The organism is Streptomyces sp. NPDC054956 (assembly GCF_053609185.1).
This window is the reverse complement of the sequence record NZ_JBSGXB010000374.1, coordinates 1-6,478: the sequence shown is the minus strand read 5'-3', so window position 1 is coordinate 6,478 and position 6,478 is coordinate 1. Positions and strand designations below refer to the sequence as shown.

Annotated in this window: 8 protein-coding genes; 2 read left to right on the top strand and 6 right to left on the bottom strand. The window is 73.2% G+C overall.

The window, feature by feature from the left end; all coding sequences use genetic code 11:
- Window positions 1-827, top strand: an 827-nt coding sequence (locus tag ACWGDE_RS34425; RefSeq protein WP_453392991.1) for a penicillin-binding transpeptidase domain-containing protein, incomplete at its 5' end; no start/stop codon positions are given.
- A gap of 67 nt (window positions 828-894) precedes the next feature.
- On the opposite strand, the gene ACWGDE_RS34420 is transcribed toward ACWGDE_RS34425, so the two are convergent.
- The 5 genes from ACWGDE_RS34420 to ACWGDE_RS34400 form a co-directional block, all read right to left on the bottom strand.
- Complete coding sequence (locus ACWGDE_RS34420; RefSeq protein ID WP_453392990.1) at window positions 895-1,368, bottom strand: YbaK/EbsC family protein; 474 nt, start codon at window positions 1,366-1,368, stop codon at window positions 895-897.
- A 76-nt stretch (window positions 1,369-1,444) separates the two neighbouring features.
- Window positions 1,445-2,608 carry a serine hydrolase domain-containing protein gene (locus ACWGDE_RS34415; RefSeq protein ID WP_453392989.1) on the bottom strand — a complete coding sequence of 388 codons (1,164 nt, stop codon included), beginning with the start codon at window positions 2,606-2,608 and terminating at the stop codon, window positions 1,445-1,447.
- 45 nt (window positions 2,609-2,653) lie between these two features.
- Window positions 2,654-3,421, bottom strand: a complete 768-nt coding sequence (locus ACWGDE_RS34410) for an energy-coupling factor ABC transporter ATP-binding protein (protein WP_453392988.1) — start codon at window positions 3,419-3,421, stop codon at window positions 2,654-2,656.
- Entirely contained in the window at window positions 3,409-4,170 is a 762-nt protein-coding gene (cbiQ, locus tag ACWGDE_RS34405) for a cobalt ECF transporter T component CbiQ (RefSeq protein ID WP_453392987.1), read from the bottom strand. The genes ACWGDE_RS34410 and cbiQ overlap by 13 nt, the downstream gene beginning before the upstream one ends.
- Before the next feature lies 1 nt (window position 4,171).
- The gene (locus ACWGDE_RS34400; RefSeq protein WP_453392986.1) at window positions 4,172-5,233 is read right to left on the bottom strand and encodes an energy-coupling factor ABC transporter permease; all 1,062 of its coding nucleotides are present in this window, start codon (window positions 5,231-5,233) and stop codon (window positions 4,172-4,174) included.
- A gap of 182 nt (window positions 5,234-5,415) precedes the next feature.
- Between ACWGDE_RS34400 and ACWGDE_RS34395 the strand changes: the two genes are divergently transcribed.
- The gene (locus ACWGDE_RS34395; protein ID WP_453392985.1) at window positions 5,416-5,850 is read left to right on the top strand and encodes an SsgA family sporulation/cell division regulator; all 435 of its coding nucleotides are present in this window, start codon (window positions 5,416-5,418) and stop codon (window positions 5,848-5,850) included.
- An 85-nt stretch (window positions 5,851-5,935) separates the two neighbouring features.
- On the opposite strand, the gene ACWGDE_RS34390 is transcribed toward ACWGDE_RS34395, so the two are convergent.
- The coding region (locus ACWGDE_RS34390; protein ID WP_453392984.1) for an MMPL family transporter at window positions 5,936-6,478 on the bottom strand (543 nt) is incomplete at its 5' end.

Here is a 6,478-nt window from a genome sequence, read left to right as displayed (position 1 = left end):
CCGTCCAGCCCAGCACGGGCTACGTCCTGGCCATCGCCGACCACCGCTCGGACGGGTTCCCCGCCTCCATCAGCGGGGCGCGCGCACCCGGTTCCACGATGAAGATCGTGACCTCCGCGATGCTGCTGGACCGCGGCCTGGTGGCGGCGGACAAGGTCGCCGAGTGCCCGGCGGAGGTCTCCTGGGAGGGCCGGACCTTCAAGAACCTGAAGGGCTTCAAGCTCGACAACGAGCCCTTCGCCACGAGCTTCGCGCAGTCCTGCAACACCGCCTTCATCAAGCAGATCAAGCCGGTCGGCGACATCAACGCGCTCCCGAAGGAGGCCCGCGAGGTCTTCGGCATCGGCGTGGAGTGGAAGGTCGGCATCCCCACCGTCGACGGCAAGGTCCCGGACGCCACCGGCCCGTCGGCGGCCGCCGCGTACATCGGGCAGGGCGAGGTCCAGATGAACCCGCTGACCATGGCCTCGATCACGGCGACCGCCAGGAGCGGGGTGTTCCGTCAGCCGGTCGTCGTCAAGGCCTCGGTGGACGGGCGCCAGCTCGCGAAGGCCACCCGGGCGATGAAGCCCGCGGTGACGGCGCAGCTGGTGCGGATGATGAAGCTGACGGCGACCAGCGGTACGGCCAGCGGCGCGATGGCGTCGGTCGGCGGCTCCGACAAGGGTGCGAAGACCGGCTCGGCCGAGGTCGACGGCGCGCAGAACCCGGACAGCTGGTTCACCGGCTTCAGCGGTGACGTGGCGGCGTCCGCGATGGTCCAGGGCGGCGGGCACGGCGGCGACGCGGCCGGCCCGATCGTGGCGGCGGTACTGAACGCGGGCTGACCCAGGGGGGCGTAACCGCGCGGCACGGGCCGCGCGGGTCCGCCCGGTGCGGGTCCGCCCCGCGCGGTCAGGCCTCCCGTACGTCGGCCAGTACGGCCCCCGCGTGCCGGATCAGCTCGCGCGGGGCCATCGGGAACACCGTGTGCGGGGTCCCGGCGGCCGCCCAGACCTCCTCGTGGGCCAGCAGGGAGCGGTCCGCGAGGACCCGGGTGCGGGTGCGGTGACCGAAGGGCGGGACGCCCCCGATGGCGTAGCCCGTGGTCTCGCGGACCAGCGCCGCGTCCGCCCGGGTCACGGCCGCGGCGCCGAGCTCCCGGCGCACCGCCTCCACGTCCACCCGCGAGGCCCCGTCCATGAGCACCAGGACGGGCACCCCGTCCGCGGCGAAGATCAGCGACTTCACGATCTGGCTGAGCTCGCACCCGATGGCGGCGGCCGCGTCGGCGGCGGTCCGGGTGCCGTCGGGGAAGCTCCGTACGTCCGGTTCGAGCCCCAGCGCGGCGAGGGCTTCGGCGAAGAGGGGATGCGCGGTGGTCGTCATACGCCGACGCTAGCGCTCCCCGCCCGGACCGGTCGACGCACTTTCCCGGGTGGCGGACGGGGCCCGGTGAGAACCTCTAGAGCGCGGAGCGGACGGCGCGGACCAGTGCCTGGGCCCGCGGGTCGGCGGTGACCGACTTGGCCAGGGCGTTGGTGACGTAGCCGAAGCCGATCCCGGCCTCCGGGTCCGCGAAGGCCAGGGAGCCGCCGCGCCCCGGATGGCCGAAGGAGGCCGGGGACAGCAGTGGCGAGGCCGGGCCGTGCAGCATGTAGCCCGGGCCGAAGCGCGTGTTGACCACCAGGACCCGGTCCGGTCCGGCGGACAGTTCGCGGCCCGCCAGGGCGGTGGTGTCCGGCGCGAACAGGCGCGCGCCGTCCTGCGTGTCGGAGAGCAGCGCCGCGTACAGGCCCGCCAGGGCCCGTGCCGTGCCGATGCCCGCCGACGCGGGCAGCTCGGCCGCGCGGTACTCGGGGGCGTTCTCGTCCGGCAGCGGATCGATCGCCGCGAAGGCCCGCCGGGTCAGCGATTCGGGGTCGGCATAGGCTTCCGAAACGTTCCTGCGCGGCCGCAGCTTCAGCGCTCCCGCCGACTCCGGCGGCTCCACCGGCGCGACCCGGCCCACCCGCCCGGCCTGCTCCTCCGGCAGGCCGATCCAGAAGTCCAGGCCCAGCGGCCCGGTCACCTCGCGCGCCAGCCACCGGCCCAGCGACTCCCCCGTCACCCGCAGCACCAGCTCCGACAGCAGCCAGCTGTACGTCTGCGCGTGGTAGCCGTGCGCGGTGCCGGGCTCCCAGAAGGCCCGCTGCGCGGCGACCGCCCCGGCGCCCGACCGCCCGTCCACCGCCTGGGCCGGGGTCAGCCCCCGGTCCAGCGCCGGCACCCCGGCGCGGTGCGCGAGCAGGTCCCGTACGAGCGCCCGCTCCTTGCCGCCCGCCTTGAACTCCGGCCAGTACGAGGCCACGGGCGCGTCCAGGTCGAGCAGCCCGCGCTGGTGCAGCAGCAGCGGCACCACGGCCGCGACGCCCTTGGTCGCCGAGCGGACCACCTGCGCGGTGCCGGCGGTCCAGGGTTCCGCGCCGTCCGCGTCCTCGGTGCCGCCCCACAGGTCCACGACCTTGCGGCCGTCCCGGTACACGGACACGGCCGCACCCCGGTCCCCGAGCACCTCGAAGTTGCGTACGAAAGCCTCGCGGACGGCCTCGTAGCCCTCCGCCACCTCACCCTGGATGTTCACGTTCACGGGCGGTGCAACAACCACCGCCCCGCGCTTATGCCACCGGCGTGCTCATCCCACCGACACCGACCTCGGGTCGAACCCGAACGGCAGCTCCAGCCGGTGCGCCCGCATCAGCTCCTCGTCGCACAGCAGCTCCTGCGTGCGCCCGTCCGCCACGATGGTCCCCTCGCTGAGGACCACCGCGCGGGGGCAGAGCTCCAGCGCGTACGGCAGGTCGTGCGTCACCATCAGCACGGTGACGTCCAGCGACCGCAGGATGTCCGCGAGCTCGCGGCGCGAGGCCGGGTCCAGGTTGGAGGACGGCTCGTCGAGCACCAGGATCTCGGGGCGCATGGCCAGGACGGTCGCCACCGCGACCCGGCGGCGCTGCCCGAAGGACAGGTGGTGCGGGGGCCGGTCCGCGAAGGCGGCCATCCCGACCAGCTCCAGCGCCTCGCGCACCCGCGCCTCCAGCTCGGCTCCGCGCATTCCGGCGGCGGCCGGGCCGAAGGCCACGTCCTCGCGCACCGTCGGCATGAAGAGCTGGTCGTCGGGGTCCTGGAAGACGATGCCGACGCGGCGGCGGATCTCGGCGAGGTTGCGCTTCTCCACGGGCAGCCCGGCCACGCTCACGCTGCCGACGCCGCCGCTCAGGATCCCGTTGAGGTGCAGCACGAGGGTGGTCTTGCCGGCGCCGTTGGGGCCGAGCAGGGCCACGCGCTCACCGCGCCCGACGCTCAGGTCGACCCCGAAGAGGGCCTGGTGGCCGTCGGGGTAGGCGTAGGCGAGGCCGGAGACTTCCAGCGAGGGCGCGGTGGGTGCGTTCACAGGGTCCATCCCATCAGACAGACGGCCAGTGCCGTCACCGGGAGCGCGGACGCGTACGCCCACTGGGCGCGGGTGGCCGCCACTTCGTCGATCACCGGCATCGAGCCGGCGTAGCCGCGGCTGACCATCGCGAGGTAGACCCGCTCGCCGCGCTCGTAGGACCGGATGAACAGGGCGCCGGCCGTCTTGGCGAGGACGCCCCAGTGCCGGATGCCGCGGGCCTCGAAGCCCCGGGAGCGCCGTGCGATGGACATCCGCCGGAGCTCGTCGGTGATCACGTCGCCGTACCGGATCATGAACGAGGCGATCTGCACGAGCAGCGGCGGCAGCTTGAGCCGCTGCAGGCCCAGCAGCAGGGCCCGCAGTTCGGTGGTGGAGGCGAGCAGGACGGACGCGGCCACGCCGAGGGTGCCCTTGGCCAGGACGTTCCAGGCGCCCCAGAGGCCGGAGACGCTCAGCGACATGCCCAGGAACTCCACCCGCTCGCCCTGTGCCACGAAGGGCATCAGGACGGCGAAGGCGACGAAGGGCACCTCGATCAGCAGTCGGCGCAGCAGGAAGCCGGCCGGGATCCGGGCCACGGCCGTGGCCGCCGCGAGGAGGACGGCGTACAGGCCGAAGGCCCACACCGCCTCGCGCGGTGTGGACACGACGACGACCACGAAGGCGAAGGTCGCGGCGAGCTTGCAGTGCGGGGGCAGCTCGTGGACGGGCGAGTGCCCGTGCCGGTAGAGCTTGTGGGCGTGGCCGGCGCCCATGTCAGGCGGTCGGTACGGCCGTGGAGGCGGCCGTGAGGTCGGCGCCGCGGCGGCGGCGGACGGTCCAGAAGACGCCGGTGCCCACGGCCACGGTCGCGCCGACGCCGATGACGCCGGCGAGGCCGCCGGAGAGGCGGGCGTCGGAGACGTCCTTGACGCTGTAGTCGGCGAGCGGGGAGTCGGCGGCGGCGTGCTCCTTGACGTTCTGGTCGATGCCCTTGTCGGCGGCGACCTTCTCCAGGCCGTCGGGGCTGGCGGAGGCGTAGAAGGAGACGAAGCCGGCGAGGGCGAGGGCGGTGACCAGGCCGGTGATCCACACGGGCTTCGTGGAGCGGGCGGCGAGGGAGACCGGGGCGGCGGCCGGGGCGGCCGGGGCGTCGACGAGCTCGCCGTCGACGCGCAGCTTGAGCGGGGTGGACAGGCCGCGGGCGCCGTGGACGAGGTCGGGGCGTACGGCGATCACGGCGCCGACGGTGGCGGCGGTGATGGCGGCCTCGCCGAGGCCGATGAGGACGTGGACGCCGACCATGGCGCCGAAGACCTTGCCGAGCGGTACGTCGGTGGTGCCGCCCAGGGCGTAGAAGACGGTGAACATCGCGGCCGCGGCGGGCACCGAGAGCAGTGCTCCGGCGAAGGCGCCCGCGGTGACCGAGCGGCGGCCGCGGGGCAGCAGCTTGACCAGGCCGCGGAAGACGGCGTAGGCGACGACCACGGTCACGACGGCCATGGTCCAGACGTTGACGCCGAGCGCGGTCAGCCCGCCGTCGGCGAACAGGACGCCCTGCATGAGCAGGACGACGGACACGCACAGCACACCCGTACAGGGGCCGACGAGGATCGCGGCGAGGGCTCCGCCGAGCAGGTGGCCGCTGGTGCCGGCGGCCACGGGGAAGTTCAGCATCTGCACGGCGAAGATGAAGGCGGCGACGAGTCCGGCGAGCGGCGCGGTGCGCTCGTCCAGCTCCCGGCGGGCACCCCGGAGGCTGACGGCCACGGCTCCGGCGGCGGCGACACCTGCGGCGATGGAGACGGGGGCATCGATGAAGCCGTCGGGCACATGCATGGTTTTGCTCCGCTTCCTGCGGTCCGTTGAACCGACAAATCTTTAACCGTTCAAGAATAGTGCCCAATTGCAAACCGTTGGCAAGAGCGTCCCCGCCACAAATAGACCCGTGCGGATTCGTGGGAATGTGCGAGGCTGGGGGCAATACGGACGCATATGTTCCGATTCGAGGAGTCTTGTCGATGTCAGCCACCGCCGAGAATCCATCCGCAGGTGCCACCGCGACCGCCACCGCCACCGCCCCGGCGACGGCCACCGCGGGCCTCGTCGAGGAGCGGGTGCGCGCCCGCGTGATCACCGACGATCCGCTCTACCGGGCCATTCCGGTCGCCCTGCGCTTCGTCCCCGCCGAGCCCCTGGCCGTCCGGATCGTCTTCCCGGCCGACCTCTCCCCCGAGGGCACGGACAACGAGTGGGTCTTCCCCCGCGCCCTCCTGGAGGCGGGCCTGCAGGCCCCGACCGGGACCGGCGACGTGCGCGTGTGGCCCTGCGGGCGCGTCCAGGCCGTCGTCGAGTTCCACTCCCCCGAGGGCGTCGCGGTCGTCCAGTTCGACATCGCCGCGCTGCGCCGCTTCCTGCGCCGTACGTACGCGCCCGCGCCCGCCGCCACCCGTTAGGCGCAGCACCCCACGACGAAAACGGGACCGGCCCCGCACCGATGAGGTGCGGGGCCGGTCCTTCGTACGGGCGGTGCGGCCGCGGTCAGACCTTGGCCAGCTCGCGGTCCTTGTCCGGACCCTCCGAGCCGTCGGAGCCGTCGGAGCCCTTCGCGGACTCGTCGAGGTGCTTGCGCAGGCTCTCGCCCTCCACGTCCACGTTCGGCAGGATGCGGTCCAGCCACTTCGGCAGCCACCAGGCCTTGTGGCCGAGCAGCGCGAGGACGGCCGGGACGATGGTCATCCGGACGATGAAGGCGTCGAAGAAGACGGCGATGGCCAGGCCGAAGCCGATCATCTTGACCATCTGCTCGGTGGCCCCCATGAAGCCCGAGAACACCGCGATCATGATGACGGCCGCGGCGACGACCACCCGGGCGCTGTACTGGAAGCCGGTCACGACGGCCTGGCCCGGCCGCTCGCCGTGGACGTACGCCTCACGCATGCGGGTGACCAGGAAGACCTCGTAGTCCATGGCCAGACCGAAGACGACGCCCACCATGAAGATCGGCATCATCGACATGATCGGGCCGGTCTGCTCCACCCCGAAGACCGAGCCGAGCCAGCCCCACTGGAAGACCGCGACGAC

Bases quoted from the DNA above. Each gene is read 5' to 3' on its own strand.
- ACWGDE_RS34420 (WP_453392990.1), bottom strand. From the start codon at position 1,368: ATGACGACCACCGCGCATCCCCTCTTCGCCGAAGCCCTCGCCGCGCTG.
- ACWGDE_RS34410 (WP_453392988.1), bottom strand. From the start codon at position 3,421: ATGGACCCTGTGAACGCACCCACCGCGCCCTCGCTGGAAGTCTCCGGC.
- cbiQ (WP_453392987.1), bottom strand. From the start codon at position 4,170: ATGGGCGCCGGCCACGCCCACAAGCTCTACCGGCACGGGCACTCGCCC.
- ACWGDE_RS34400 (WP_453392986.1), bottom strand. From the start codon at position 5,233: ATGCATGTGCCCGACGGCTTCATCGATGCCCCCGTCTCCATCGCCGCA.
- ACWGDE_RS34395 (WP_453392985.1), top strand. From the start codon at position 5,416: ATGTCAGCCACCGCCGAGAATCCATCCGCAGGTGCCACCGCGACCGCC.